26 protein-coding genes, 1 tRNA gene and 1 other RNA gene are annotated in these 26,358 nt (G+C 40.7%); 20 read left to right on the forward strand and 8 right to left on the reverse strand.

Annotated features, from left to right (window positions below):
- Positions 1 to 76: 76 nt before the first annotated feature.
- On the reverse strand, positions 77 to 1,771 hold the full coding sequence (locus PDL71_RS11495; protein ID WP_407521114.1) for a DEAD/DEAH box helicase: 1,695 nt from the start codon (positions 1,769 to 1,771) through the stop codon (positions 77 to 79).
- A 222-nt stretch (positions 1,772 to 1,993) separates the two neighbouring features.
- Positions 1,994 to 2,077: transfer RNA gene (locus PDL71_RS11500), tRNA-Leu, on the reverse strand.
- 172 nt (positions 2,078 to 2,249) lie between these two features.
- On the opposite strand from PDL71_RS11500, the gene PDL71_RS11505 reads away from it, so the two are divergent.
- Positions 2,250 to 3,404, forward strand: a complete 1,155-nt coding sequence (locus tag PDL71_RS11505; protein ID WP_407521116.1) for a glycosyltransferase family 4 protein — start codon at positions 2,250 to 2,252, stop codon at positions 3,402 to 3,404.
- A gap of 174 nt (positions 3,405 to 3,578) precedes the next feature.
- Here the strand turns inward: PDL71_RS11505 and PDL71_RS11510 are convergent, their stop codons facing one another.
- Positions 3,579 to 4,409, reverse strand: a complete 831-nt coding sequence (locus PDL71_RS11510; protein ID WP_407521118.1) for a 2,3,4,5-tetrahydropyridine-2,6-dicarboxylate N-succinyltransferase — start codon at positions 4,407 to 4,409, stop codon at positions 3,579 to 3,581.
- Positions 4,410 to 4,496: 87 nt separating this feature from the next.
- On the opposite strand from PDL71_RS11510, the gene PDL71_RS11515 reads away from it, so the two are divergent.
- The 5 genes from PDL71_RS11515 (at position 4,497) to miaA (ending at position 8,791) form a co-directional block, all read left to right on the forward strand.
- Positions 4,497 to 5,066, forward strand: a complete 570-nt coding sequence (locus PDL71_RS11515) for an NUDIX hydrolase (RefSeq protein ID WP_407521120.1) — start codon at positions 4,497 to 4,499, stop codon at positions 5,064 to 5,066.
- Between the two features lie 82 nt (positions 5,067 to 5,148).
- Positions 5,149 to 5,718, forward strand: a complete 570-nt coding sequence (locus PDL71_RS11520) for an L-threonylcarbamoyladenylate synthase (RefSeq protein ID WP_407521122.1) — start codon at positions 5,149 to 5,151, stop codon at positions 5,716 to 5,718.
- 58 nt (positions 5,719 to 5,776) lie between these two features.
- A complete protein-coding gene (locus PDL71_RS11525; RefSeq protein WP_407521124.1) occupies positions 5,777 to 7,195 on the forward strand; it encodes a CCA tRNA nucleotidyltransferase in 1,419 nt (472 codons plus the stop codon).
- 49 nt (positions 7,196 to 7,244) lie between these two features.
- Positions 7,245 to 7,808 (forward strand): IS1096 element passenger TnpR family protein, encoded by a 564-nt coding sequence (locus tag PDL71_RS11530; RefSeq protein WP_407521126.1) that lies wholly within the window; start codon positions 7,245 to 7,247, stop codon positions 7,806 to 7,808.
- A 71-nt stretch (positions 7,809 to 7,879) separates the two neighbouring features.
- Entirely contained in the window at positions 7,880 to 8,791 is a 912-nt protein-coding gene (gene miaA / locus PDL71_RS11535) for a tRNA (adenosine(37)-N6)-dimethylallyltransferase MiaA (RefSeq protein WP_407521128.1), read from the forward strand.
- A 34-nt stretch (positions 8,792 to 8,825) separates the two neighbouring features.
- On the opposite strand, the gene PDL71_RS11540 is transcribed toward miaA, so the two are convergent.
- Positions 8,826 to 10,409: an OmpP1/FadL family transporter gene (locus PDL71_RS11540; RefSeq protein WP_407521130.1), complete on the reverse strand. Its 1,584-nt coding sequence runs from the start codon at positions 10,407 to 10,409 to the stop codon at positions 8,826 to 8,828.
- 105 nt (positions 10,410 to 10,514) lie between these two features.
- Positions 10,515 to 11,333, reverse strand: a complete 819-nt coding sequence (locus tag PDL71_RS11545) for a hypothetical protein (protein ID WP_407521132.1) — start codon at positions 11,331 to 11,333, stop codon at positions 10,515 to 10,517.
- A 142-nt stretch (positions 11,334 to 11,475) separates the two neighbouring features.
- On the opposite strand from PDL71_RS11545, the gene proS reads away from it, so the two are divergent.
- Genes proS through PDL71_RS11565 form a run of 4 tightly spaced genes read left to right on the forward strand, consistent with a single transcriptional unit; the run spans position 11,476 to position 14,008 of the window.
- Positions 11,476 to 12,951: a proline--tRNA ligase gene (gene proS, locus PDL71_RS11550; protein WP_407521134.1), complete on the forward strand. Its 1,476-nt coding sequence runs from the start codon at positions 11,476 to 11,478 to the stop codon at positions 12,949 to 12,951.
- A 49-nt stretch (positions 12,952 to 13,000) separates the two neighbouring features.
- Positions 13,001 to 13,327 carry a DUF2752 domain-containing protein gene (locus PDL71_RS11555; RefSeq protein ID WP_407521136.1) on the forward strand — a complete coding sequence of 109 codons (327 nt, stop codon included), beginning with the start codon at positions 13,001 to 13,003 and terminating at the stop codon, positions 13,325 to 13,327.
- Between the two features lie 5 nt (positions 13,328 to 13,332).
- Positions 13,333 to 13,665 carry a CCC motif membrane protein gene (locus PDL71_RS11560; protein WP_407521138.1) on the forward strand — a complete coding sequence of 111 codons (333 nt, stop codon included), beginning with the start codon at positions 13,333 to 13,335 and terminating at the stop codon, positions 13,663 to 13,665.
- 28 nt (positions 13,666 to 13,693) lie between these two features.
- On the forward strand, positions 13,694 to 14,008 hold the full coding sequence (locus PDL71_RS11565) for a CCC motif membrane protein (protein WP_407521140.1): 315 nt from the start codon (positions 13,694 to 13,696) through the stop codon (positions 14,006 to 14,008).
- A gap of 39 nt (positions 14,009 to 14,047) precedes the next feature.
- Here PDL71_RS11565 and PDL71_RS11570 read toward each other — a convergent pair whose 3' ends face one another.
- The gene (locus PDL71_RS11570) at positions 14,048 to 14,830 is read right to left on the reverse strand and encodes an RDD family protein (RefSeq protein ID WP_407521142.1); all 783 of its coding nucleotides are present in this window, start codon (positions 14,828 to 14,830) and stop codon (positions 14,048 to 14,050) included.
- A gap of 125 nt (positions 14,831 to 14,955) precedes the next feature.
- Between PDL71_RS11570 and PDL71_RS11575 the strand changes: the two genes are divergently transcribed.
- The 6 genes from PDL71_RS11575 to truB all read left to right on the forward strand — a co-directional run bounded on the left by PDL71_RS11575 (position 14,956) and on the right by truB (position 21,102).
- Positions 14,956 to 15,966, forward strand: a complete 1,011-nt coding sequence (locus PDL71_RS11575) for a stage II sporulation protein M (protein WP_407521144.1) — start codon at positions 14,956 to 14,958, stop codon at positions 15,964 to 15,966.
- Positions 15,963 to 16,751, forward strand: a complete 789-nt coding sequence (locus PDL71_RS11580; protein WP_407521146.1) for a DUF4129 domain-containing protein — start codon at positions 15,963 to 15,965, stop codon at positions 16,749 to 16,751. The genes PDL71_RS11575 and PDL71_RS11580 overlap by 4 nt, the downstream gene beginning before the upstream one ends.
- Entirely contained in the window at positions 16,748 to 17,962 is a 1,215-nt protein-coding gene (locus tag PDL71_RS11585; RefSeq protein ID WP_407521148.1) for a DUF4350 domain-containing protein, read from the forward strand. Before PDL71_RS11580 ends, PDL71_RS11585 begins: the two co-directional genes overlap by 4 nt.
- Before the next feature lie 3 nt (positions 17,963 to 17,965).
- Positions 17,966 to 18,943 (forward strand): AAA family ATPase, encoded by a 978-nt coding sequence (locus PDL71_RS11590; RefSeq protein ID WP_407521150.1) that lies wholly within the window; start codon positions 17,966 to 17,968, stop codon positions 18,941 to 18,943.
- Between the two features lie 3 nt (positions 18,944 to 18,946).
- On the forward strand, positions 18,947 to 20,287 hold the full coding sequence (locus PDL71_RS11595) for a DUF58 domain-containing protein (RefSeq protein WP_407521152.1): 1,341 nt from the start codon (positions 18,947 to 18,949) through the stop codon (positions 20,285 to 20,287).
- Positions 20,288 to 20,388: 101 nt separating this feature from the next.
- Entirely contained in the window at positions 20,389 to 21,102 is a 714-nt protein-coding gene (gene truB / locus PDL71_RS11600; protein ID WP_407521154.1) for a tRNA pseudouridine(55) synthase TruB, read from the forward strand.
- Here the strand turns inward: truB and PDL71_RS11605 are convergent.
- A complete protein-coding gene (locus PDL71_RS11605) occupies positions 21,076 to 23,562 on the reverse strand; it encodes a BamA/TamA family outer membrane protein (protein WP_407521156.1) in 2,487 nt (828 codons plus the stop codon). The genes truB and PDL71_RS11605 overlap by 27 nt on opposite strands.
- Before the next feature lie 12 nt (positions 23,563 to 23,574).
- On the opposite strand from PDL71_RS11605, the gene PDL71_RS11610 reads away from it, so the two are divergent.
- Positions 23,575 to 24,312 (forward strand): TrmH family RNA methyltransferase, encoded by a 738-nt coding sequence (locus PDL71_RS11610; RefSeq protein WP_407521157.1) that lies wholly within the window; start codon positions 23,575 to 23,577, stop codon positions 24,310 to 24,312.
- Here the strand turns inward: PDL71_RS11610 and PDL71_RS11615 are convergent.
- Positions 24,309 to 24,938 carry an NAD(P)-dependent oxidoreductase gene (locus PDL71_RS11615; protein ID WP_407521159.1) on the reverse strand — a complete coding sequence of 210 codons (630 nt, stop codon included), beginning with the start codon at positions 24,936 to 24,938 and terminating at the stop codon, positions 24,309 to 24,311. The genes PDL71_RS11610 and PDL71_RS11615 overlap by 4 nt on opposite strands.
- Positions 24,939 to 25,036: 98 nt before the next feature.
- Here PDL71_RS11615 and PDL71_RS11620 point away from each other — a divergent pair, with 98 nt between their 5' ends.
- The 3 genes from PDL71_RS11620 to fsa all read left to right on the forward strand — a co-directional run bounded on the left by PDL71_RS11620 (position 25,037) and on the right by fsa (position 26,302).
- Entirely contained in the window at positions 25,037 to 25,456 is a 420-nt protein-coding gene (locus PDL71_RS11620) for a hypothetical protein (protein WP_407521161.1), read from the forward strand.
- A gap of 48 nt (positions 25,457 to 25,504) precedes the next feature.
- An RNA gene (gene ffs / locus PDL71_RS11625) (signal recognition particle sRNA small type) lies at positions 25,505 to 25,604 on the forward strand.
- Between the two features lie 44 nt (positions 25,605 to 25,648).
- On the forward strand, positions 25,649 to 26,302 hold the full coding sequence (fsa, locus tag PDL71_RS11630; RefSeq protein WP_407521163.1) for a fructose-6-phosphate aldolase: 654 nt from the start codon (positions 25,649 to 25,651) through the stop codon (positions 26,300 to 26,302).
- Positions 26,303 to 26,358: the final 56 nt, after the last annotated feature.

The following is a 26,358-nucleotide window of genomic DNA, read 5'->3' on the forward strand; positions in this document are numbered from 1 at the left end:
CTTTTTTTATTCAAATAAAAACGCTGCACTGAATTAACAGTGCAGCGTTTTACTTTATGAGATTAAAGTTTAATTCTTACCTGCTGTCAGCCTCATTCATACGGATGCTTCTGCCTTTGAACTTCTTACCGTTGATGGATTTGATCATTTGCGAAGCTGCTTTCTTATCTACTTCAACCCAACTGTTCAGTTCACGCATATCAATTCTTCCTAAAGAATCTTTACGTAAATCACTTAAGTCGAGAATAAACTGCAAAAAGCTTGCTTTGTAAAAACCATCCTTGGTACCAAGGTTTACAAAAAGCTTGGTATAGCTGCCGCTTCCGCCTTTAAAATCACGGCCCTGTGTATCACGAAACTGTTCACGTTCCCGGGTGCGACCACCGCTATTTCGTTCACTGCCTCTGCCATCTCTGCTGAATTTCTCAAATGTTCTGCTGCGTTCACGAACGTTGAGGTCTTCTGCATTTTCATAATACTTGAGAAAACGATCAAACTCCATCGCTGCCACACGTTTCAGTATTTCTTCTTTGCTCATTTCAGCAAACTTTTCCTGCAGCATAGGTACATAGGTTTCATACTCTTCGTTGCTTACATCCTGGCGGATGATTTTATCCATAAACGAAAAGAACTGTTTGCGGCATACATCTTTACCACTTGGTATTTCCAGTTTATGAAAAGGAGCTTTTACAATGCGTTCAATCTGTCTTACTTTGCCCACTTCACGGCTGTGTACAATACTCATACAAATACCGGTTTTGCCGGCACGTCCTGTTCGTCCGCTTCTGTGCGTGTACACTTCAATATCATCCGGCAACTCATAGTTGATAACATGGGTAATATCCTTCACGTCAATACCACGTGCTGCTACGTCAGTCGCAATTAGCAATTGCAATGTTTTATCACGGAACTGGCCCATCACTGTATCACGCTGGGCCTGAGTTAAATCACCATGCAGTGCATCAATATCATAACCTTCACGGGTGAGCTTTTCAGCAATCTGCTGTGCATCCACCTTAGTACGGGTAAAGATGATTCCGTATATACCGGGATTGAAATCAATCAATCTCTTCAAAGCTTCATAACGGTGTTGTGATGAAACAACAAAATATTGATGATCGATATTTTTGTTGGCCGTATTTACCTGTCCAACTGTTACTTCAACCGGCTCCTTCATGTAACGCTTGCTTACCTTACGGATTTCCGGAGGCATAGTAGCGCTGAACAACCAGGTGCTTTCTTTCTTAGGAGTATTCTGCAGGATAAATTCAATATCTTCCTGGAAACCCATATTCAGCATTTCATCTGCTTCGTCAAGTACTACGTATTCAATTTCGCCGAGATTGATGGCTTTCCGTTCAATCAAATCAATTAAACGGCCGGGCGTGGCTACTACAATCTGCACACCCCTTTTAATATCACGGATTTGCATACCGATGGATGCACCGCCATAAACGGCCACCACGTTCATGCCTTTCATGTTCTTCTTAAACCGTTCTACTTCTGTAACAATCTGCAAACAAAGTTCACGGGTGGGGCATACCACCAATGCCTGGGGGTATTTCTTTTGCTCATCTAAAAGTTGCAGCAGGGGTAAACCAAAGGCGGCTGTTTTACCGGTTCCTGTCTGGGCCAGGCCAATAAAATCTTTTGTTCCGCTTAATAAGACCGGGATGGCTTTTTCCTGAATGGGAGTGGGGTTCGTAAAACCGAGTTCTGTAATTGCTTTCATCAACCGATCCTCAAGTCCTAACGCTTCAAATGTGATCATTCTTCTTACTTTAAAATTAGCGGCAAAGGTAAGGAATTGTGAGGGGATGACGGTTAAATACTCTCTTATAAGGGCTCAGATATGAACCCTGAGAGTAATACAACTCATTTTTATGATGATAAAACGACAGATTCACTAATCCATAAAAAAATGTATAACACATTGACGTGGATGGCTCTGCAAATGAAAAAGTCCTGCAAACTGCAAGACTTTTTTTTGAAGTGCCCAGAACTGGATTCGAACCAGCACATCCTTGCGGACGCTGCGACCTGAACACAGTGCGTCTACCAATTTCGCCATCTGGGCATTTCGTGTTCGGGGCAGCAAATATAAGCGTATGATATGAAATATGAAAATCTGTAAATCACGTTTCATCCTTTTAAATAATTTATTTTAAAGGAACTGTTTGGAGGGTGCATCGATGTTTTGATGACACTATGCCCATAAATATGCATTTTTGTACTTGTTAAATGTTTGCATGATTATAGGATTTGATGCCAAACGTGCATTTCACAATCAAACCGGCCTGGGTCATTACAGTCGAACACTTATAAGTTCGCTGGCAACTTATTATACAGAAAATGAATACCTGCTTTTTAATCCAAAGCCGGGTATGCTCTTTTCTAATAATCATCTGAAACGAGTAAAAGAAATACTTCCTTCAGGTATATTGAGTAGTACATTTTCTGCTGCCTGGCGAAGCAACTGGATCAAAAAAGATCTTAAAAAATATAAAGTGGATATTTTTCATGGCCTGAGCCATGAGCTCCCGGTCAATCTGCACAGAACAAAAATAAGGTCTGTGGTTACTATTCATGATCTTATTCATGAACGCTATCCTCATCAATACCCGGCTATTGACCGTTACATTTACTCAAAAAAATTTAAATACGCCTGTAATTATGCTGATGTTATTATTGCCATTAGTGAACAAACCAAACAGGATATAATCGATTTTTATAACATCGATGCTTCTAAAATTAAAGTTTGCTATCAAAGCTGTAATGAATTATTCGGCAACACTGTTTCAGCATCAGAAAAACAAAGAATTAAAGAATTGTATAACCTCCCGGATGATTACTTTTTATATGTTGGCTCTTTAATTGAACGCAAAAATTTATTGGGTATTTGCAAGGCCATACAAAACTTGAAAAACAAATTAAACATTCCATTGGTGGTAATAGGTAAGGGAGGAGCTTACAAACAATTGGTAAAACAATACATTAAAGAACATCATATTGAAAACCAAATCATATTTCTTTCAGATACTGCCGGAATCAAATCCAACCAGGGATTTATAAGTACTAACGATTTTCCTGCCATTTATCAACAGGCAATAGCAATGATCTATCCCTCATTTTTTGAAGGCTTTGGTATTCCTGTGCTGGAGGCTTTGTGGAGCCGTTTACCGGTTATAACCTCTTCTGTTTCCTGTTTACCGGAAGCCGGAGGTCCCGGAGCCTTTTATGTAAATCCTCAAGTACCGGAAGAAATTGCTGATCAAATGATAAGAATAGTTTCAGATAAGGAATTGGTGCAACTTCAGGTAGAAAAAGGATGGCAATATGCACAGCAATTTTCTACTTTTCATACTGCTTCAAAAGTGATAGAGGTTTACAAGACAGTATTATAATTATTCAAACAATTTATTGGCTAATGAATTTGGAGTGATAGAGTATCCTTTTCATTCACCTTTGTGGCCAGTACTTATTTTTTTACTCCATCAATTACTTTCAGAATTTTATCAAAGGTGAAAAGAGTGAAGAGTTAAACCTCTTCACCCAATTTTTTATTTTTTGGCAACCTTTTACACACTCACATTAAAATCTCTTAAAGCATCATTCAAACTGGTTTTGAGATCAGTACTTGGTTTGCGTTTACCAATAATCAATGCACATCCAACACCGTATTCACCGGCAGGGAATTTTTTGGTATAACTGCCGGGGATCACCACACTGCGTTCCGGTACACGTCCTTTCATTTCAATGGGTTCAGGTCCGCTTACATCAATGATCTTGGTTGATTGCGTCAGCACCACATTCGCACCTAACACGGCCTCTTTTTCCACCACAACACCTTCCACTACAATACAGCGGCTGCCGATGAAACATCCATCTTCTACAATAACCGGGCTGGCCTGTAAAGGTTCCAGTACACCGCCGATACCTACACCACCGCTCAGGTGAACACCTTTTCCAATCTGCGCACAACTACCTACGGTAGCCCATGTATCAACCATGGTTCCTTCATCTACATAAGCACCGATGTTTACATAGCTGGGCATCAAAACAACATTTTTTGCAAGATAGGCGCCGTAACGGGCAACTGCATGCGGCACAGCACGAACACCCAACTCTTTATAATTTTTCTTAAGCAGCATTTTATCATAAAACTCAAAAGGTGCTACATCCCATGTTTGCATTTGCTGAATGCCGAAATACATTAAAATAGCCTGCTTCACCCATTCATTCACCTGCCATCCGCCCTTGGCACCAGTCGAAGGATCAGCAGGTGCTGCGGTACGAAGTCTTCCCTTATCTACTTCTTCAATCACGGCACGAACAGCATCACTGTATTTTACTTCTTTCAATAAGTCACGGTTGCTCCATGCCTCTAAAATCAACGATTGTAATTCCATTGTTTCAATTTTTTGCAAACATAAATGAATTTAAAAAAGCATCTGCGGAAGGGTAGTCGTAATCTTGCATAGAAATATTTCTTTATCATGAACTGGAAAACAATTTCAAGTGAACCGCTTTTCTCACATCCACCTTACTTCATTGCACGCAAAGATGTTTGTGAACGTCCGGATGGTGTGTTGATCCCTGAATATTATGTAGTGGAATTGCCTGAATCTGTAATCACCTTCGGACTCACGACCGAAAATGAAGTGCTTGTAACGGAGCAATACCGTCATCCTGTTGCACAGGTTTCTATTGAATTTCCGGGTGGCTTTATTGATGACGGTGAAGAACCTTTACAAGCTGCTAAAAGAGAAACAGAAGAAGAAACCGGCTATGTGTTTAAGGAGTACACTTACCTGGGCAAAGTGGCCGGCAACCCAGGCATCTTGAATAACTTCACGCATCTATTCCTGGCAACGGGCGGTAAAAAAGAAGAACAGACCAAGCTGGATGCACAGGAAGATATAAGGGTGCAATTAATTTCATTGGACGCACTCAAACAATTGATTACCAACAGGAAAATCATACAATCTCTGCATCTCAATGCTGCCTTTTATGCGTTGCAGCACATGGAACATGAGTTGGGTGAAAGTAATAACGGCTCCGTCTAAATTTATTTGCGGTAATTTTAAAATAACATAACTTGTTGAACCTTTTTGAGCCAGAATTGTCATTACGTTCAACAATACTCTATTGCCTTATAAACGTGATATTGAAATGGCTCTTCCCGTTTTAAAAAACGGCGGGCTAATATTGCTTCCTACGGATACAGTATGGGCCATCGGCTGCGATGCTTCGAACAAAAAAGCAGTTGAAAAACTCTACCATCTCAAAAACAAACGAAGCCCTGAGAATCTTGTGGTGCTGCTTGCTAATGAAAAAGATATTTCAAAGTATACCGCCCAGAAAAACCTGCGTATTTTCGATTACATAAAAGGAGTACATAAACCTACCACCGTTGTATATGAACAGCCACGTGGTTTACCGGAAAATATTCCTGATGATGATGGTACCATTGCAATCAGGGTTATTAAAGATCTTTTCTTATCGGCTCTTATACGTGAAATGGGCCAGCCCTTACTGAGTGCTACCGCCAACATCAGCGGAGACCGAACACCTTCTCTTTATTCTGAAATCAGCAATACAGTTGTAAAAGGAGTTGATTATGTAGTTAAATACCGCCAGGAAGAAACCATTTATCACGAACCTTCTTCTATTATCCGGTGGAACAATGACGGCACTCTTACTATTCTCCGTGCCTGAACTTTTTGAATAAAAGCGAATTCGTAACCCTGCCATCTATCCGTTATTTTTGCGGTTCATGCTGATTGATTTTACTACAAAAGAAAAAGAACTTATTGCATTAACAGGTGCATGTTCGGATGCTATGCAACTGGAAACATGGCTTATAGGAGGCTTTGTAAGAGATAAATTACTGAACCGTACCTGTAAAGATTTAGATTTTGTATGCACCGGCAATGCTATTGAACTGGCACATAAAGTAGCAGCATCATTACCAGGCAAACCAGCCGTTTCTTTTTTTAAAACCTTTGGCACAGCACAGGTAAAAACAGAAGGTTTTGAAATGGAATTTGTTGGGGCCCGTAAAGAAAGCTATGCCGCTCACAGCCGTAAACCGGAAGTGGCTGCCGGAACCATTGAAGACGATCAGCTCCGACGGGACTTTACCATTAATGCGCTGGCGGTAGGAGTGAATGAGCAAAATTTCGGGCAACTTACTGATCCGTTTAATGGATTGGAAGACCTTCGTTTAAAAATCATCCGTACACCGCTTGATCCTGTTCAAACGTTCAGTGATGATCCGCTTCGAATGCTGCGGGCAATACGTTTTGCAACACAACTTGAATTTGAAATTCACCCGGAAACATGGGCCGGCATTTTGCAAACGGCACAGCGTATCCGCATCATATCCAAAGAACGCATTGCCGATGAATTAAATAAGATTGTACTCAGCAAAAAACCATCCATCGGATTTGATTTATTGTATAAAAGCGGACTACTGGAACTTGTATTTCCGCAAATGGTGGAACTTGCAGGTGCTGAATATATTGATGGCAAGGGTCATAAAGATAATTTCTATCACACTTTACAGGTACTGGATAATATTGCAGCAAACACCAATGATTTGTGGTTACGGTGGGCCGCCATCCTGCATGATATTGGCAAGCCGGCCACCAAACGTTTTGAAGAAGGGCATGGATGGACATTTCACGGGCATGAAGTAGTAGGGGCAAGGATGGTGCCCAGGATATTTGGCCAGTTGAAATTGCCGCTCAATGAAAAAATGAAATTTGTTCAGAAGCTGGTAGAGATGCACCTGCGCCCCATCAGCTTAACAAAAGAAAACATCACAGATTCGGCCATCAGGCGTTTGCTGTTTGATGCCGGTGATGATTTTGAGGCTTTGATGACCCTGTGCGAAGCTGATATTACTTCGAAAAACAAACAAAAAGTACAACGGTACCTTCAGAATTTTGAATTGGTACGTAAACGTTGCAGGGAAGTAGAAGAAAAAGATCACATCCGAAACTGGCAGCCACCTATTACCGGTGAAATAATAATGCAAACATTCGGAGTACCTCCATCAAAAGTAGTGGGCATTTTAAAAAGCGCTGTGAAAGATGCAATTCTCGACGGTGAAATTGAAAACAATTATGAAGCCGCACATGCATTTATGATTCAAAAAGCCCGTGAATTAAATCTTGCACCACTGGTGTAATGTATTTATTTTTGCTTCTATTCATTATCAAAGGAATTATTCATAATCTATGGCCGTTTTACGATTCAGAGTTTACTGGGAAGAAGATGACGCTACGTACAGGGATGTTGCGGTAAAACACACGCAATCATTCACTGATTTACATACAGTGATACTGAAAGCTTACGAATTTGATTCTAAACATAAAGCTACATTTTACAGAAGCAATGATCACTGGCAGCGAGGCCGTGAAATAACACTGGAGAAATACGATAAGGAATACAAAGCGCCTCCGTTGCTCATGCATGAAACAACGGTTGGCAGCGAAATCAAAGAACCAAACCAGCGTTTTGTATATGTTTACGATTTCAATAAAAACTGGACGTTCCTGCTGGAACTGATTAATGTGAGTAAAGATGAAAATCCCAAGTTGAGTTATCCGGCTATTGTACGCACTGAAGGAATTGCTCCGAGCCAATACGGTACCAAAGGATTGGTGGGCGATAAATTAGCTGAGGTAGAAGAGAAGTATGATTTAAATGCAGGTGCAGAAGGTTTTGGTGAAGAAGGAGAGGAGGGAGAAAGTGATTTTGCTGATGATGCGGGAACGGAAGAAGATGAAGCAGCTTTCTGATTGAAACAAAATAAAGTTTCAATTCATTGTACTTAAAACAAACTGAGTTTTTCACAAACTCATTTTGATTCATGAATAAAACAGTCATTTTAATTGCCGGCCCCACCGCCTCCGGTAAAACCTCACTGGCTATACATTTAGCACAGCATTTTCGTACAGCTATTATTTCTGCTGATTCCAGGCAATGCTTTAAAGAAATTTCAATTGGTGTAGCAAAACCAACTGTTGAAGAGTTGAAAGTTGTTCCGCATTACTTTATCAATACACATTCCGTACATGATACAGTTACTGCTGCGGGTTTTGAGGCTTATGCACTGGACTGTGCGGAAAAATTATTCAGGGAACATGATGCACTTATAATGGCAGGCGGTACCGGTTTGTACATCAACGCTTTTTTAAATGGTATGGATGAGATACCTGCAGTAGATGAAACCATTAGGATGCAGCTCACTGCGTTGTATGAAGCAAATGGTATTTCATGGCTTCAAAAGGAACTGCAGCGGAGAGATCCTTTATTTGCAGCAAGCGGGGCCATGCAAAATCCACAGCGGATGTTGCGTGCACTCGAAGTGCTGGAGTCAACAGGCCAATCCATTGTGCATTACCAAAAAGGAATTAAAAAAAAGAGGCCCTTTCACACAATAAAAATCGGTCTTGATTTACCCAGGGAGGAATTATATGACCGCATCAATCATAGAGTTGATATTATGATAAAAGATGGTTTGTTGCAGGAAGTGCAAGGTCTGCTTCATTTGCAACATCTCAACGCTTTACAAACCGTTGGCTACAGGGAACTGTTTGATTATTTCAAGGGAGAAATTAACCTGGATACAGCAATCTCAAAAATAAAACAAAACACAAGGCATTATGCCAAACGCCAGTTAACCTGGTTTAAACGGGATGAGGAAATAAAGTGGTTTCATCCGCAGGAACTGCATGACATTGAAACATACATTCAGCAACAATTAAAAAGCCCCGCTTGATAAACGGAGCTTTTGTATAAAAGATAAATGTGTTTTAGAATTTAAACCCAACAGTTGCTACTACCTGTCCGTTCGAGAACCTGTTATTTGCAAGGGGATACCTGTTACCGGTAAGTTGATAAGGCACATGAAAATCACGGGCGATGGTATGAGCATACGTAAGATCAACAAAATATCCTTTATCCCTGTAACCAAGCCCGAAGCTGGGTGTTATTCTGCTGGCTTTGGTACCTTCGGGTAAAATGTCTTTCTGATAGGGACTGCCCATATAATTAAAACCACCACGCACCATAAAGGTTTTAAATTTCAGCTCACCGCCAATGCGTGCATTAATCGCCATACGGTACAATTCATCAATAGCATCATTAAGACCTCTGAAGTATTGCTTTTCGCCTTCACTTGGCACAGAAGCTGAACTGCTGAATGAATTGGCCTTGTAATTTACCAGCTCCACATCAGCCGTAATAAATGCTTTTTGTTTGGTAACATCTTTTATTTCACGGAATACGTAGGCTAATGAAACAGCAGCACGCCAGGGAGTTACCAATTGATATTCGTAATTGTAATCCTCTCCGCCGGTTATATCATGTGTAGATAAAGTATAGGTAGTGGGCCTTGAATTATCATTGCGGATGCGGCGTGCATAATTTTCAACATTGGCCGTTAATGTTGCATTGGTCCGGTCAGTTAAAATCAGCAGCGAAGGTGTATGAAATGTAAGACCGATTCTGAAATATTCAACAGGTTTATAAATCAAGCCCAGTTTTGCATTGACACCTGCACCTCTTGTTGAAAAGCTTTCAGTAAAATTGAAACTGGCGAAATCATTATTGGTATTACCACTGGCATCTTTTTCTTCCACATAAGTATTGCGGCTGTACCGTACAATCGGCACACCTATTGTGATGCCATACAATAATTTTTCATTGTTATTCCAGGCCACACCAAAAGCAGCTTCATACATGCCTCCTCTTGTTTCATAACGGAAATTCTGATCCAGCGGCATTCGTAATGTTTCGGCATTGGTTCTGTAACCAACAATATTACCATTGGAAAGTATCGTATCCACCAGGTAGTTTTCTACGGCTAAACTTGCTCCATTAGGAAAACGGCTTAAAGCATCGTCAAAATTTGAAACCTCATTAGCTGCAAGTTCTTCTACCCATTTTTCTGAATAGCTGCTGAAGTTATTACGGCCACGGTAAGAAAAATCAGAATTGAAATTAGCAGTTTGAGTAATTGCAATTCCAATCGTTGTATTCTTTACTTTATTACTGCGCCACCTGTTAGTAGTGCTGAACACAAAACCAATATTCCCGATATTGAGATTACTGCGGTTTCCTTTAAAGATGCTGTCGTTATAATTCATCTTATTCCGGTTCATAAAAAAACCGGGAGTAAATACAAACTCGTTTGTTTTAAACTGTGCAAGACCGGCAGGGTTAATAAATATAGAACTGAAATCGCCACCCAAGGATACTCCTGCGTTACCAATAGCCTGGCTACGGGCTGTACCAACCGGATTGATGTAGGAAAGGCGTAAGGCATCTGCAGGCTCCTGTGCAAAAAGAGATTGCGTAGAAAGCGCTATAGTGGCGGTTACTATAAATTTTTTCATGACTGAAAATTGGGTAATAAATCTGAATATTTTCATTGGTATATGTACAGGAGTGCCCTAACCGTAACGGTTATAAAACATGACACTCCTTAAATAGTTTGAGAATTAATTTCTGCGGCCACCACCACCGGAACTGCCACCGCTCTTACTGCCACCACTGCTTCCACCTGAACTACCGCCGCTGCTGAAAGTTCTGCTGCCACCGCTGCTGCCATTATTATAACTACCACCGTTTCCAAAAGTGCGGCTGCCACCGTAGTTACTGTTGTTGTAAGAACCATTACTATTGCCACCACCAAAAAAGTCGTTGAAGAAACTGCTTCTTCGGCCACTGTTATTATTACTGCTGCCACCAAAGTAACGGCTGCCACCATTTGTATTCATGTAGTTACCGCCTTTGCCTCCACCGAAATTACGTGTACCGGCATTGGTATAGTTTTGAACGGCAGGTGAGTAGCGGATACCCTGACTGTTTTTAGGCGCTCCGGGTCCGGGAACAATAATGGTAGTACCGGGGATGCACACAAAAGGAGAGTTCCAGGTATTCCAGCCCCAGGGATTATTCCAGGTATTCCACGTATTCCAACCAAGGCTCCATGTATTCCAATTGCTGCCCCATGAATTCCAACCCCAGGGATTGTTCCAGGTGTTCCAGCCCCATGAAGTACTGAAACGGGGATTGTTCCAGTAAAAGTCATCATCAAAATTGCGGAAACGCTGATCTCTTATTTGCTGACGGATACGTTGATCTTCAAGGTTACCATAGGAAACACGGCCATCATCATCCCTTCTTGTTTCAACATAAGCTTCCGTTTCACGGGCGGGAGAATAATACACATCATCAGGAGTTTGACCTGAACGATACGTAGCACAGGAACTGAAACCTGCAATGGCAGCGGCTAAAAGTACAATTCTTGTTGTCATGGCCTTGTGTTTTAGATGTTTGTAGTGTGAAGTTACTACTTTTGCAACTTCAAAAAGAATGACATCCATACTTTAACAAAAAACAAGCCGCACCTCTAATTTGATTGTGTGAAGCCTGTTAAATTAAATCTAAGAATAGTTCATGGCATCGGTTATTACATCCAGAGAAAAAGACTACAGTCAATGGTATAATGATTTAGTATTAAAAGGTGGTCTGGCAGACTATTCTGCTGTAAGAGGTTGCATGGTAATTAAGCCCTACGGATTTGCGTTATGGGAAAACATGCGGGATCAACTGGATCGTATGTTTAAAGATACCGGTCATGTGAATGCTTATTTTCCTCTTTTTATTCCCAAGAGTTTTTTAAGTAAGGAAGCCGCCCATGTGGAAGGTTTTGCAAAAGAATGTGCGGTGGTTACGCATTATCGTTTAAAAAATGATCCTAATGGAGGCGGGGTAGTGGTAGATCCGGAAGCTAAGCTGGAAGAAGAACTCATTGTTCGCCCAACCTCCGAAACAATAATCTGGAATACCTATAAAGATTGGATTCAATCCTACCGTGATCTTCCGATTCTTGTGAACCAATGGGCCAATGTGGTACGTTGGGAAATGCGTACCCGTTTGTTTTTACGCACTGCTGAATTTCTGTGGCAGGAAGGTCACACAGCACATGCAACTGCTGAAGAAGCCGTAGCCGAAACCAGGCAGATGCTGGATGTGTATGCACAATTTGCTGAAGAATGGATGGCGGTGCCGGTAATTAAAGGTGTAAAAACTGCCAATGAACGTTTTGCCGGTGCTGAAGACACTTATTGTATTGAAGCATTGATGCAGGATGGTAAAGCACTGCAGGCAGGCACATCTCACTTCTTAGGTCAGAATTTTGCCAAAGCATTTGATGTAAAGTTCAGTAATAAAAACAATGAGCTGGAATACGTTTGGGCTACCAGTTGGGGAGTGAGCACAAGATTGATCGGCGGGCTGGTAATGGCACATAGTGATGATGATGGATTAATACTGCCGCCCCGTATTGCACCTTTACAGGTGGTGATAGTACCTATTTATAAAGGTGAAGAACAACTCAAGGCCATCAGTGAGAAAGTACAGGTGCTGGTGAATGAATTAAAAGCACTGGGCATCCGTGTAAAATATGACAATACGGATAATGCAAGACCGGGATGGAAATTTGCTGAATACGAAATGAAAGGTGTGCCGGTACGTATTGCCATTGGCGGAAGAGATCTTGAAAATAATACAGCTGAAGTAGCAAGACGTGATGAAAAAACAAAGCAAACCATCAGCATGGATGGCTTGTCAACAACAATAAAAAATCTGCTGGAAGAAATTCAGCAGAATATGTTTAATAAAGCAAAAGCTTATCGTGACAGTCATATAACCAAGGCTGATACCTGGGATGAATTTGTTGACATCCTCAATAACAAAGGTGGTTTTGTAAGTGCTCATTGGGATGGCACTGCTGAAACGGAAGATGCGATCAAGGAAAAAACAAAAGCCACTATCCGTTGTATTCCGTTAAATAATGAAGCAGAAGAAGGATCCTGTATTTTAACCGGCAAACCCTCGTCGCAAAGAGTACTCTTTGCCGTTGCTTATTAAAGAATGTATATTTAATGTTGGTGCGCTCCACCAACATTTTTTTTATTCAATGATTTTATCAGGCTTTTATAGCAACCTTATTCACTGGCTGGAACAACATATGCTCCGCTGTCCCAGTAAAATGCTCATGCATATTGATTGCCCTGGTTGTGGTTTGCAGAGAGGCATTCTTAATTTATTAAAAGGAAATATCAGGGAAAGTTTACAGGTTTATCCGGCTACCATTCCTGTTTTGCTGCTTTTCAGTTATTTATTGCTGCATTTAATTTTCAGGTTCAAGAAAGGGAACAGGAATCTTATTTTTCTTTACATAGTTTGTGCGGGCATCATTCTGGTGCATTATATTTACAAAGTTATCAACCAGCAACTGTATTAACCGATATGAACAGTAGTGAACAACGTGATTATTTAACACAGAATACAGGTTATCTGCCTGCATTGCCAAACGCTACTGTGTCGCTTGTAATGGGCATCTTATCAATTGTTGTATGTGGTATAGGCCTGGTACTTGGTATAATCGGACTGGTAATGGCAAATAAAGACCTGGCTTTGTATAATAACCAACCGGGTGGTTACAGCATTGCTTCTTACAATCACACCAAAACAGGAAAAACCTGTGCCATCATCGGTATTGTGTTGAATGCTTTGTTTGTACTGGTGTATGCCGCTATTTTCATTTTTGCTTTTTCTTCCAATCTTAACGATTTTAAATAAAGATTTCTTAACCAAACCAACTTTTCAAATGGAACAATCACAACAACCGCAACTGCAACCACAGCAACCTTTACCAAACGCCACCATGATCCTGGTACTGGGTATCTTATCCATTGTAGTATGTTTCATTACCGGCATTATTGCACTGGTAATGGCCAAGAAAGAAACTGAATTGTATAACAACAACCCGGGTGTTTATTCAGAATCCTCTTTCAGCAGTGTAAAGGCAGGCAAAATCTGCTCAATCATTGGTCTGATATTATGGGGTATCGGCATTCTTGTTTATGTTGCTATTATTGCATTCTTTGTATCTGCAGCAGGTGCAGCCGGAGGTTTCAATTAATTCTTACTTTATAAAAAAACCCGGAGTATTCCGGGTTTTTTATTCTTTGGTTGCCATAAAATTATAATCTGCAATCAATCTTTCGAGGAACATATCTACTTCCAGGTCAGTATCAATTTTTAAAACAGTTTTTATACGATCAGCAATTCGGTGTGCTGTTTCATAACGGCGGGTTTTGTACAAATCATTCAACACTGTTTTAATCGTATTAATATCCCGGTCGCTCAGTTTCATTACTCCCGGAAACATCACTTCATAATTCTTATTGGTTACCTCCATAAAAATAGTATCATGAATGGAGCTTTGAATTTTTGAGTTTACTACCACCGTATTGGCAGCAAGGTCACCCAGCCGCTGACTTTTATTAGTTACAGCAATTATAATCACTACAATCAACCCTGAAAAACCAACAGAGAACAATTGCAATATCACCCAAAAATCAGGTAGTACAAATGAAAACACAAGCGGCCATTCCCATACTCTGAAAAACCAACGCAGTAGATATTGGCTGATGGAAGGATCACCACCTTCCAGGCTCATCACACGAATACCAGTTGCCATTTTTCCCAGGCTCTGTCCATGAAACCCAATCTCAAAAACAAGATGATACAGAAACAAGGGAACGGTTACAAATATTACATCCAGTGCTATCCTGTCTTCCCGCTCCATCACTACCATTGAAGAAAGAAAAAATTTAACTGCATTGGCATAGAGGATCATAATAAGCAAATCCAGGAGGGAAGCAAGCACCCGTTTGAAGAAAGGAGCAATTTCGAAATCAAGTGAAATATTAAACGGTGTACTGATTGGAACTGATGACATAAGATTGAATACGATGTAAATTAAAGGAAAGATTCGTAAAAAACATATCGGTTCTCTTTTCATAAACAAAAAATGCAACAGTCTGTTTCTAATTAAAAATTAGTTCCTATTTTCAGGTATCGGATATGAGAGAAGCCCTGTTCATAAAGAAAAACGCTCAGAAATGGAATGAATACCAGTACCTGCAAACGGAAGATCCGGATCAACTGGCTGATCGTTTTATAACCCTGATGGATGACTTATCGTACTCTAAAACATTTTACCCGCACAGCAAGGTTACAAAGTGGATTAACAGTATTGCCGTAAGTATTTACCAAACGGTGTACCAGAATAAAAAACAACGTTATTCCCGTTTAATTACGTTTTGGAGATATGAGTTGCCGCTGGTGTTCAGGAAATATCACCGTCTCTTATTAATCACCTTCCTGTTCTTTTTGCTCTTTTGTATGATGGCTATTTTTTCATCCATGAAACAGGATGATTTTGTGGAAGGCATACTGGGCCGGGAGTATGTAAGCATGACGGAAGATAATATTGATAAAGGCGACCCCTTTGGTGTGTACAGAAGTGATAGCCGTTTTTTAATGTTTGTGGCCATTGCATTAAATAATATACGTGTCGGCTTTTTGATGGTGATTGGCGGTTTGCTTGGCGGGTTGGGCACTTTGTATCTGCTCTTCAGCAATTCGATGATGCTGGGAAGTTTTCAGTATATGTTTTTTGCCAAAGGTCTTGGTTTGGAATCAGTGCTGGTGATATGGGTACACGGCACATTGGAAATTTCAGGAATGATCATTGAAGCCTGCGCCGGTTTTATTATCGGTAAAAGCATCTTGTTTCCTGCAACCTATACCAGGTGGCATTCCTTTAGAAAGGGAGTGAAGGATGCCATGAAAATCTGTATTGCTGTTGTACCTATAACTATTACGGCTGCCTTTCTTGAAAGTTATATTACCTATCTCAGCTCCAATGCTTATGACAAGAGTAATAATACTTCATTGCCGGCGGCAATAAGTGGTACCATCCTTTTTCTTTCGCTCAGCTTTATGATCTGGTACTTTGTTATTTATCCTGTAATAGTGGAACGAAGAATGAAACGCAACCCGGAACTGGCTCAAAAAATAAATGCAAAATGAAAAGAAACCGCCTGCATTTATTTCTGTTCGTTTTTCTTTTCTTATGTACCGGTTTCTCCTTACATGCACAGGTTACTGATACGGTTGCAGTAGAAGCATTTCAAACAGATACAAGCTCTGTTGTTGATGAATCATTTGAAACAGATGAAGAGGAAGCAATTCTTCAGCCGGATACCTTAGTTTCATCTACAGTAATTTTCTATAATCGTGATAGTCTTCGCAGGTTAAAAGATGATAAGAATTTAAAATACATTCAGCGGCTGGATACATTATTACTGCAATGGCAAAATGAACAAAAAAAAGAGAAGCCTTCTTCTAATATTTGGATACTGGTAATTCAGTTGATCAAACTCTTACTGTGGGTACCCGTTATTGGCGGGGTCTTGTATTTAATTTTCCGTCTGTTCCTTTCTGAAAAAGGTTTGTTTGCTGCTTCTGCAAGAAAAAAGCAATTACTGCAGCATGAAGATGAAGTTACAGATGAAGATACGCTCACAGCCCGCATTCGTGAAGCAGAGAAAGCAGGACAGTTCAGACTGGCTGTACGTTATTCTTTCTTACTTGCATTGCATATAATAGCAGGTAAAGGATGGTTGCATTTATCACCCGATAAAACAAATTACCAATACCTCAGGGAGTTGAGTAATAAATCCATCCGAAATGATTTTGCCCGCATTACGCTGCATTACGAATATGCATGGTATGGCAATTTTGAGGTAGACACAGCCACTTATCAAACCATTCAAAAAGAATTTCAGCAATTCCAATCCAGACTCAAAAGTTGAAAAAGGTTATTTACCATATCATCCTGCTTTCAGGTCTGGGCCTAATGCTTTCGAGTTGCGGTCGCAAAGGAGTAGCGCTTCCTGACATGAGCCGCAATTTTTACATGAACAGCAAAAAGCCGATGGGCACTTATACAGCCTATAAACTTTTTGAAGCACAATTTCAATCGTATTATATCCATGAAATCAAACAATCTTTTTCTAAAGTTAACAACGATCTTGAGGGGCAAAGGAATCTTTATTTCATTGTAGCTGATGAGTTAATTGTAACACCCCAGGAAATTGATGATATGCTGGAATATGTAAACAAAGGCAACCGCCTGTTTATTGCTGCACGATATTTTGATGAACGTATACTGGATACCTTGGGTGTTCATGCCCGTTTTAATGGCAATGAATTCAGTATGTTTCAAACTAATGCACTGTTTAGTCAACTGCGGCCTACAAAAGTGAGTATGAATGATACATTGGTATCAGGCAATAAAACTTATGGCTTCTTTTATTATGGAATGATGGATTATTTTACAAGGTACGATTCCGTTACAACAAGAGTACTGGGACTGAATGAAAAAAAACAACCCAACTTTATTGCAGTTACTTATGGCAACGGAGTTATATATTTTCATCTGCATCCTGAAACCTTCAGCAACTATTTTTTACTGAAAGGAAATAATAAGGAATATTTTGAGCAGGTGCTCAGCTATATGAATAGCAACCGGCAAACCGTATATTGGGATGATTATTACAGAAGAGGCATTTACCCGCAAAAGAATTTTTCTTTTTTCAGTGTATTTCTTAAATACCCGCCGCTTAAATGGGCACTCTACGTGGCATTGGCCGGTCTTGCTCTTTTTGTGCTCATGGGCATGAAGCGCAGGCAAAGAGCCATTCCTCTTACAGTACCTAATACCAACAGCAGTGTAAACTTTGTAGAAACAATCGGTCGGTTGTACCTGCAGCGTAAAGACCATCATAACATCGTACATAAGATGGTTACTTATTTCCTTGAAAAAATAAGAACGAAATATTATCTCAACACTACTCATATTAATGCCGAGTTTATTTCATCGCTGGCCAAGAAGAGCAGTGTACCGGAAGAACATGTAAAATCAACTTTTCAATACATTCAACAATTACAGGAAGCACCCGTCATCAGCGATGCTGAGTTACTGGAACTTCATAACAGGCTACTTCCTTTCTTTAAATCGTAATATATGGAGCAGGAAATTTTTCAACAAAGAACAGATCTTTCGCAACTGAACCAGGCTGTGAATTCTATCAGGGAAATGGCCGGTAAAATCATTGTAGGGCAGGAGCAGATGATTGACTTAATGATTGCCGGTATTTTAGCCGATGGTCATATTTTAATTGAAGGTGTACCCGGTGTAGCTAAAACGCTGGCAGCAAAACTCATGTCGAAACTGATTGATGCTGAGTTTTCACGCATACAGTTTACACCTGATCTGATGCCGAGTGATGTACTTGGCACTTCTGTATTTAATCCCAAAGAAGCAAGCTTCCAGTTTAAAGCAGGTCCGTTGTTCAGCAATATTGTTTTAATTGATGAAATTAACCGGGCGCCTGCAAAAACACAATCCGCTTTGTTTGAAGTGATGGAGGAACGGCAGGTAACAGTAGATGGCGTGACTTATATTATGAAACAACCTTTTATGGTTTTGGCAACACAAAATCCGATTGACCAGGAAGGAACTTATCGACTGCCGGAAGCTCAGTTAGATCGTTTTCTTTTTAAGATTGAAGTAAGCTATCCCACGCTGGAGCAGGAAATTTCCATCTTACAAAATCAACATGGAAGTGACAACCGTCATCTCTTGAATGAAGTAACCAAACTCATCAGCACATCTGAGCTGGAGCAATTCCGCAGCAGTGTGCGGCAGTTGTTAATTGAACCCAAGCTGCTTGAGTTTGTTGCACGCATTGTAAATGAAACAAGAAACAATCCTTCCCTGTTCCTCGGAGCTTCTCCACGTGCATCACTGGCCATTGTAAAAGCAGCCAAAGCTTTTGCAGCTATGATGGGTCGTGATTTTGTAACACCGGAAGATGTAGTGGAAATGGCACCGCATGTGTTACGTCATCGTATCATTCTTACACCTGAAAAAGAAATGGAAGGATTAACAGCCGATGAATTGATTGACCGCATCATCAAATCCGTTGAAATACCAAGATAAAAGATGAGGCCCTTACAATTGATAACACAGTTATTTGTAACCCGTAGATTGTACTTTCTGCTGGGTATAAGTGTGGCATTGTTTGTATTGCGTTTCTTTTTTGAATTGTTGGCACAATTACCATGGATCTTCCTTGGAGCCTTAGTTATTGCATTTGTTGCTGATTTTTTCTTTTTGTTTATCCTGAACCGTGAGCCGGTGATGGAGCGCCACCTGCCCGAACGTTTCAGTAACGGAGATGAGAATGAAGTAAACATTACACTGCAAAACCTGTATCCGTTTTCGGTAAACGCAATGCTGATAGATGAGCTACCGGTACAATTTCAAAACAGAAACTTTGCGATTCATACCAGATTAAAACCCGGTGAAGAGCAAAGTATTTCTTATAAAGTAAGACCCGTAGAACGTGGTGCTTATTATTTTGGCGTACTTAATGTGTATATACAATCACTGCTGGGTCTTGCAGAACGACGCTTTAAGCACGAAGCAGGAGCGATGGTTCCTGTGTATCCGTCTTTTTTGCGGATGCGGCAATATCAATTGATTGCGGAAGCTGCACAGGTTGCACAAACCGGCAACCGGCGCATCCGTAAGATCGGACACAGTATGGAGTTTGAGCAAATCAAAGAATATGTGCAGGGAGATGATGTGCGAAACATTAACTGGAAAGCCACGGCCCGTAAAGGAGGATTGATGGTGAACAGTTTTACTGATGAAAAAAGTCAACAGGTTTATTGTGTTATTGATAAAGGTCGTTTGATGAAAATGCCTTTTCATGATCTTACACTGTTAGATTATGCTATTAATGCCAGTCTGGTGCTTTGTAATGTAGCGTTACACCGGCAGGATAAATTCGGTTTGATCAGTTTTGATCATAAGGCGGGCTCAGCACTGGCGGCTGATCGCAAACCGGTGCAGTTGGAAAAAGTATTGCAACTGTTGTACAACCAGCAAACTTCTTTCCTCGAAAGTGATTTTGAATTACTCTATACAAGAACAAGGGCGCTTGTAAAACAGCGAAGCCTGCTTATCATCTTTACCAATTTTGAAAGCTTAAGCGGTTTGCACCGGCAGTTGCCTTACTTAAAACGACTCGCTAAATATCATTTGCTGCTGGTTGTATTTTTTGAAAACACAGAGCTTAGCGCAAAAGCAGAAGAAGATATTAATGACCTGGAAGGATTATATATAAAAACTATTGCCGGAAAATTTGTACACGAAAAACAATTGATTGTAAAAGAGCTTCAGAATGCAGGTATCCTCAGTATCCTTTCACCGCCTGAAAAAGTTACGGTGAATGCAATCAACAAATACATTGAAATAAAAACAAGACAGGCAATTTAAAAGCCTGATAGCTTACTTTAATTTCACCTTACTATTCGGTGTTTCGCCCGTTAATCTGTTGTAAAACATGATAAAGGCTTTAACTTATCTTTGCAGCCTTCATGAAAGAACCCATTCAAAATAAGTTTACAGAAGGCCAGGTATTGCTCATTAACAAACCGCTGGAGTGGACATCACATGACGTGGTGGCCAAAGTGCGGAATACCATCAAAATAAAAAAAGTAGGTCATGCAGGCACGCTTGATCCGCTGGCAACAGGATTATTAATTCTCTGCACGGGAAAATTTACCAAGCGTATAAATGAATACATGGCCCGTGAAAAAGAATATACGGGAACATTTACACTCGGCGCTATAACACCCACTTATGACCTGGAAAGTGAACCACAGGATTTTAAACCTTTCGATTTTGTCACCCCTGAATTAATAGAACAAACGCTTTCATCTTTTCGTGGAGTGATACAACAAGTACCGCCTATACACTCAGCCATTAAAAAAGACGGCAAACCGGTTTACCTGCTGGCCCGTAAAGGAAAAGATGTGGAACTGGAACCAAGGACCATTACAATTTCTTCTTTTGAAATTACAAAGATGGAACTTCCTATACTGCATTTTCGTGTAGTATGCAGTACAGGTACTTATATCAGAAGTCTTGCACATGATGTGGGCAAAGCATTAGGCTGTGGCGCTTATCTCAGCAGTTTATGCCGCACCCGCATCGGAGAGTTTACATTGGAACAGGCAAGAGATTTACCACAAACGCTGCAATGGATTCAGGAAGAAAAAGCATCAGAACGGATAGTTGATTCCGATTGAGAAATTAAAATTCTCATACCGCCATTGCCTGTTTTCTTCATTGGCGCTGAAAATATTTTTCCAACTGATTTCCGGTAATCGCCACCCATTGTTTTTTTCTGAAAAGGGAAGCGACGGGTTTTTAAGACGGAAAGCAAAGTCAAAACGTATCACAAATAATCCTACAAAGTCTAACCGCACACCGGTACCGGCACTCACACCTAAGTCACGCACAAAATTTTTAAGCCGCACAACTACCGTATCATTTCCTAGATTACTTCTGTTACGGAAGTTCCACACATTTCCTACATCAGTAAACAAAGCGCCCCTGATGACAGCCGTATTGGGTATGATGGTAAAAATATTGTAACGGTATTCTGCATTGGCTTCAAAAATAAAATCACCGCTGCGACTGAAAAACTGTCCACGTGCACCTCTTGGGTCCAAAGGTCTTGAACCCGGACCGATGCTTCTCAAAGGCCAGCCACGCATACTGTTAGGGCCGCCACCGGTAAATTGTTTGAAGAAAGGCATGGAGGCAGTATCAGAAAAATTATAACCAGCACCGGCTATGGTACGAAATACCCAGGTGGTTTTATTGGCATTTACTTTTGAATATTTCAACTCCACATCGCCTTTGAGATAAGTAAATAACTGGTTGCGTATTGTTGGAAAAGAACGTAAAGCACGACCCCATGTTAAACCTGATTCCTCGAGGCCAATACGGAAGTACAAGGTTTTAAATTCAGATAGCTTACGTGTACGCAGGTAAGAACCGGCAAGACCCATCACCAAACCTTGCTGAAATGAAAAACGCAGAAACGGATTTTTATCAAGCGTGTCTTTAAACGGTTTTGAAAGATCATACAGTTTTACAAACTCAACGTTAACAGGCTGCAATGTAAAAGTTGTAGTGCGTACGGGTTTGTTGATAGAAGCCTGCCATCCTGCACTGATGTTGATGTTATTTAAACTGTATAATCCATTTGCATTAATGTTCCGATCAATATAAGAAGCAGTGGCAGTAACAAAACTTCTTTTTTGATTGAACCTGCTTTGGATACCTTGCTTTAAAAATACCAGCTTGGGAATACTTAAACTGGAACTGTAAGTAAGTTCAATGGCCTGTAAACCGGGGTTAAAATTGCCGATACCACTTTCAACACCAAAACGTAGTGTATTGCTGAACTGAATTCCCCGGTGAAGAAAATTCCTGTTTCGGATGCCGAGATTTAAACCAAAACCAATGAGGTTACCTGCCACACCCACTGCTGCCTGTTGTACCTGGTTAAACACACTTTCAAGATCAGCGCTGAACGTGTAGCGTTTGAAAGGTACGAGTTGAAAATCAAAATCAATCTCACCTGTATCTTTCCCTGCTAAAGAAGAAGGCTTTTCAATCGGTTCAATTTTTATGAGTTGCCAGGTTCCGAGGCTGTTTAAATCATCGAGCGTTCGGTTAAGATCATTCAGCTTGTAAACCTTACCCGGCCTCAGGTAAACATGAGAACTTACAAAAGAAGGCCGGAACCGGTTTGCTTTATTTTTCAAAACCAGTTGATCATATTCAACGGTTTGATAACGGGTGGTATCAAATGCAGCATTGGAATACTCAGGATAAATAGTAACTTTTCCTGTTGTGTAGGGCATGATTACCGTAGAATCTGTAACCGGCCTGAGACGGACAAACACATTAAAAACAGGCTTTTCTTTTCGCTTTTGTGCTTCCCGCAAAACACGAATACGTTCAAAAGGATCGAGAAAGGGATTGAGTAAAGGCAAATAAAAAGAATCTGCTTCTGCTATTAGTTGCTCTCTTGAAAATTTATAATAACCATTGTTGCGGTATAGTTCTACCAATCGTTCCAGTTCACTTAGAATAAGATCTTCAGTAAACGCTGCATCTTTTTTCAACAGACTTTTATCTCTGTGAGCATCTGCCAGTTGCTGCAATGCTGCAGTTTGCTTGGGATAAGCAGAATCAAAAAGGAGAAAATTGATAGAGTCAATTTTTACAAGCGGCCCTGTATTTACGGTAAACACCGTTGCTGCTCTTATTTCTTTTTTACCAGGATTGGCAGCATGAAATGTATCGATTGTTGATTGATGTGCAACTGTTCCGTAATAATAACCGATTGTTTTGAGATAGATTTCCATATTACGGGCACTCTCTGCAGCATTAACGGAATCAAACACAGGCGGATCAACCAGTTTCTTAAACACAAGGAAAGATTCCTTTACTTTCACCTGCATACTGTCGTTCAACTGGGTAGTAAGGCTGGAGTTTAGGATTGTCTTTTCTTCCTTATTCAGCTCTTTATTATTAATCTCAATTTTGTTGTAATAAACAAAGGGTTTTTCTTTGGGGTAATTCTTAACCTTGTATCTTGTTTGGGTTAATTTTTCAGAGCCGCCGCAGGCACTCAACAGGATGGCTGTTGCTGTGATCAAAACAAAGTGGGCGGCCCGGGTTAAGTTCATAAATGTTGTACAATGCTCAGTAAAAAAGAAATCAAATATATTCAAAGTTCAGGCCACAAAAAAACGAGAGATGAAGAAGGCATCTTTATTGCTGAAGGCACCAAGATCATTCAGGAAATTTTAACGGAATATCCGCAGCAGTTAATCAAACTGTATGCTGTAGCTTCTTTTTATGAGACTGCGGGTTTGCAACCTGATGGCGAGCAGCTCATTGAAGTTTCTGAAACAGAACTGGAACGTATTTCTCAATTACAAACGCCGCAACAGGCTGTAGCATTGATGCGTAAGCCGCAACCGGCATCTGTAGCCGAAACAGGCGCTGAATGGGTGATAGCATTAGATGCCATCCGTGATCCCGGCAATATGGGTACGATCATAAGGCTGGCAGACTGGTTTGGCATTACGCATATTATATGCTCTGATGATTGCGTGGATGTGTACAATCCCAAAGTAGTGCAGGCGAGTATGGGCAGTGTGCTGCGTATAAAGGTTATTGAAGGAAAACTGGATCAGTTGCTGCCGCAATGTCCGCAGCCGGTATATGCCGCTACTTTGCAGGGAAGCAAAATTTCAGGAATAAGTTGGGGAACGCAGGGAACATTGTTAATTGGCAATGAATCAAAAGGCGTGGCAAAAGACTTATTGCCTTTAACGGCACAACAGATATCTATTCCTTCTTTTGGAGCTGCTGAATCATTGAATGCGGCCGTTGCAACAGGCATTCTGCTTTGGGAAATCAAACGCAGCTAAACAGCGCTGATTCCAACTCTTGCTTTTACATATTCATTTTTCTCCAACTCATTCAGCATGAATTGCGCCAGGTCGCCTGCGTTAATTTTATAACGATTTGGCGCCGGTGGATAGTTATGACTGGTGATGTAATTTCCGGTAGGGCCATCATTGATAATATCCGGGCTGCAAACAAAGGTACAGTCAAGATCAGAATCACGCAGGTATTCATAAGCCTTCCGATGTTCATTACCCACCGGAATATATTCAGCCGGGTAGGAGGGTGTATCCATCAGCAATGTATCTTCATCAGCATTGAGAATACCCATACCACCCAATGCAATAATCCGCCTGATGCCGGCTTTTTTCATTTGGGCAATGATTGTCTTTATACCAAGTGAGCGTGCTTTATCTGAACCATCAAAAGCACCGCCGATAGCACTTATTACAGCGTTAGAATCCTGCAATACCGCTGCAACATCCTCTTCGTCAAACAATGCACCTTTAAACAAGTGAAGATTCGGGTCATCCATTTTAATGTCAAATACATTTCTGCCAAATGCGGTTACTTCATGCTGCTGCCACAAAGCCTGTTTGATGACTTGCAAACCCACCTGCCCGGTGGCGCCGAAAACGGTAAGTTTCATCCTGTTGATTTTTGGTAAATTTAAATAATAGGAGGCATGCTTTTGGATAGGAAACAAGCGGCGCAACTAAATACCGCAAAAGAATGTCTGTACAACTTATGAAATATACTTTGATCTTTATTCTATTCCTGATTGGTAAAACAGGAGCAGCACAGCAGGTTGACAGTCTTTTTTTCAATCTTTATACGGATAGTTTGAAAAAAGGAAGCTGGAACTATATTAATGTGGATGCAAAGCTGAGCAACGGAAAATATATGCCGCTCACTTCAAAACAACTGGTACTAACAACTACCGGCGGCAAACTGGAAGGCAACAGCATCTGGATAGACTGGAATTTCAATCTGGAGAAAATTACAGTGGAAGTGTATTTGAAAGATCGTCCGCATATAAAACAACAAAAAACAATCTGGGTTAAAAAGCACGACCTTGAGTTGAATGCGCCCGCAGGCGACAGCTTATTACAACAACTCAACCAGCGTAACAGAAAATCAACCAACGGAAAACGAAAGAAAAATTAGATGTCTTTTTCCTTCTGCAAACTTTTTTCAATTCCCTTATCTTTGCGCCGGCAGGTCTTGCACGACCAGCTCCTGCTGAACTCCCCCAGGGTGGGAACGCAGCAAGGGTAGGCGGTTGTAGCGGTGCGATGTAAGTAACCTGCCATTTTTTTTGCTCCTATCCCCTCAAGGGGAATTTTTAATTTTTATAACATGAAGTTTTTTATTGACACGGCCGACCTGGCACAAATCAAAGAAGCAAACGAATTAGGTATCCTGGATGGTGTAACTACCAATCCTTCACTCATGGCTAAAGTGGGTGTTAAAGGAACTGAAGCGGTAATGCAGCATTACAAAACCATTTGTGAAATGGTGGATGGCGACATCAGTGCCGAAGTGATCAGTACTGATTTTGACGGCATTGTGGAAGAAGGTAAAAAACTGGCGGCCATTCATCCAAACATTGTGGTGAAAGTGCCCATGATCAAAGATGGTATTAAGGCATTAAAATGGTTTAGTGATAACGGTATAAAAACAAATTGCACATTGGTTTTCAGTGCAGGTCAGGCTATTCTGGCTGCCAAAGCAGGCGCCACTTATGTTTCTCCTTTCATCGGTCGTATTGATGATGGAGGGTGGGATGGAATGGAATTAATTGCACAGATTGCCAATATCTATTCATTGCAGGGATTTGAAACAGAAATCCTGGCCGCTTCTATCCGTAACCCGCTGCACATTATCAAAGCTGCAGAGTTAGGAGCTGATGTTTGTACTTGTCCGCTGGATTCCATTCTCGGCTTGCTGAAACATCCATTAACGGATATTGGCCTTGCCAAATTCCTGGAAGATGCAAAAAAGTTTCAATAACTGATTACTCTCAATAAAAAAGCGACTGCATCTGCAGTCGCTTTTTTTTATGTGTA

Source organism: Lacibacter sp. MH-610, from assembly GCF_045780045.1.
Taxonomy (GTDB): domain Bacteria; phylum Bacteroidota; class Bacteroidia; order Chitinophagales; family Chitinophagaceae; genus Lacibacter.

What these genes read in the sequence shown, in the direction of transcription:
- PDL71_RS11495 (WP_407521114.1), bottom strand. Translation starts at nt 1,771, where the DNA reads ATGATCACATTTGAAGCGTTAGGACTTGAGGATCGGTTGATGAAAGCA.
- PDL71_RS11505 (WP_407521116.1), top strand. Translation starts at nt 2,250, where the DNA reads ATGATTATAGGATTTGATGCCAAACGTGCATTTCACAATCAAACCGGC.
- PDL71_RS11510 (WP_407521118.1), bottom strand. Translation starts at nt 4,409, where the DNA reads ATGGAATTACAATCGTTGATTTTAGAGGCATGGAGCAACCGTGACTTA.
- PDL71_RS11515 (WP_407521120.1), top strand. Translation starts at nt 4,497, where the DNA reads ATGAACTGGAAAACAATTTCAAGTGAACCGCTTTTCTCACATCCACCT.
- PDL71_RS11525 (WP_407521124.1), top strand. Translation starts at nt 5,777, where the DNA reads ATGCTGATTGATTTTACTACAAAAGAAAAAGAACTTATTGCATTAACA.
- PDL71_RS11530 (WP_407521126.1), top strand. Translation starts at nt 7,245, where the DNA reads ATGGCCGTTTTACGATTCAGAGTTTACTGGGAAGAAGATGACGCTACG.
- miaA (WP_407521128.1), top strand. Translation starts at nt 7,880, where the DNA reads ATGAATAAAACAGTCATTTTAATTGCCGGCCCCACCGCCTCCGGTAAA.
- PDL71_RS11540 (WP_407521130.1), bottom strand. Translation starts at nt 10,409, where the DNA reads ATGAAAAAATTTATAGTAACCGCCACTATAGCGCTTTCTACGCAATCT.
- PDL71_RS11545 (WP_407521132.1), bottom strand. Translation starts at nt 11,333, where the DNA reads ATGACAACAAGAATTGTACTTTTAGCCGCTGCCATTGCAGGTTTCAGT.
- proS (WP_407521134.1), top strand. Translation starts at nt 11,476, where the DNA reads ATGGCATCGGTTATTACATCCAGAGAAAAAGACTACAGTCAATGGTAT.
- PDL71_RS11555 (WP_407521136.1), top strand. Translation starts at nt 13,001, where the DNA reads ATGATTTTATCAGGCTTTTATAGCAACCTTATTCACTGGCTGGAACAA.
- PDL71_RS11560 (WP_407521138.1), top strand. Translation starts at nt 13,333, where the DNA reads ATGAACAGTAGTGAACAACGTGATTATTTAACACAGAATACAGGTTAT.
- PDL71_RS11565 (WP_407521140.1), top strand. Translation starts at nt 13,694, where the DNA reads ATGGAACAATCACAACAACCGCAACTGCAACCACAGCAACCTTTACCA.
- PDL71_RS11570 (WP_407521142.1), bottom strand. Translation starts at nt 14,830, where the DNA reads ATGTCATCAGTTCCAATCAGTACACCGTTTAATATTTCACTTGATTTC.
- PDL71_RS11575 (WP_407521144.1), top strand. Translation starts at nt 14,956, where the DNA reads ATGAGAGAAGCCCTGTTCATAAAGAAAAACGCTCAGAAATGGAATGAA.
- PDL71_RS11580 (WP_407521146.1), top strand. Translation starts at nt 15,963, where the DNA reads ATGAAAAGAAACCGCCTGCATTTATTTCTGTTCGTTTTTCTTTTCTTA.
- PDL71_RS11590 (WP_407521150.1), top strand. Translation starts at nt 17,966, where the DNA reads ATGGAGCAGGAAATTTTTCAACAAAGAACAGATCTTTCGCAACTGAAC.
- PDL71_RS11595 (WP_407521152.1), top strand. Translation starts at nt 18,947, where the DNA reads ATGAGGCCCTTACAATTGATAACACAGTTATTTGTAACCCGTAGATTG.
- truB (WP_407521154.1), top strand. Translation starts at nt 20,389, where the DNA reads ATGAAAGAACCCATTCAAAATAAGTTTACAGAAGGCCAGGTATTGCTC.
- PDL71_RS11605 (WP_407521156.1), bottom strand. Translation starts at nt 23,562, where the DNA reads ATGAACTTAACCCGGGCCGCCCACTTTGTTTTGATCACAGCAACAGCC.
- PDL71_RS11610 (WP_407521157.1), top strand. Translation starts at nt 23,575, where the DNA reads ATGCTCAGTAAAAAAGAAATCAAATATATTCAAAGTTCAGGCCACAAA.
- PDL71_RS11615 (WP_407521159.1), bottom strand. Translation starts at nt 24,938, where the DNA reads ATGAAACTTACCGTTTTCGGCGCCACCGGGCAGGTGGGTTTGCAAGTC.
- PDL71_RS11620 (WP_407521161.1), top strand. Translation starts at nt 25,037, where the DNA reads ATGAAATATACTTTGATCTTTATTCTATTCCTGATTGGTAAAACAGGA.
- fsa (WP_407521163.1), top strand. Translation starts at nt 25,649, where the DNA reads ATGAAGTTTTTTATTGACACGGCCGACCTGGCACAAATCAAAGAAGCA.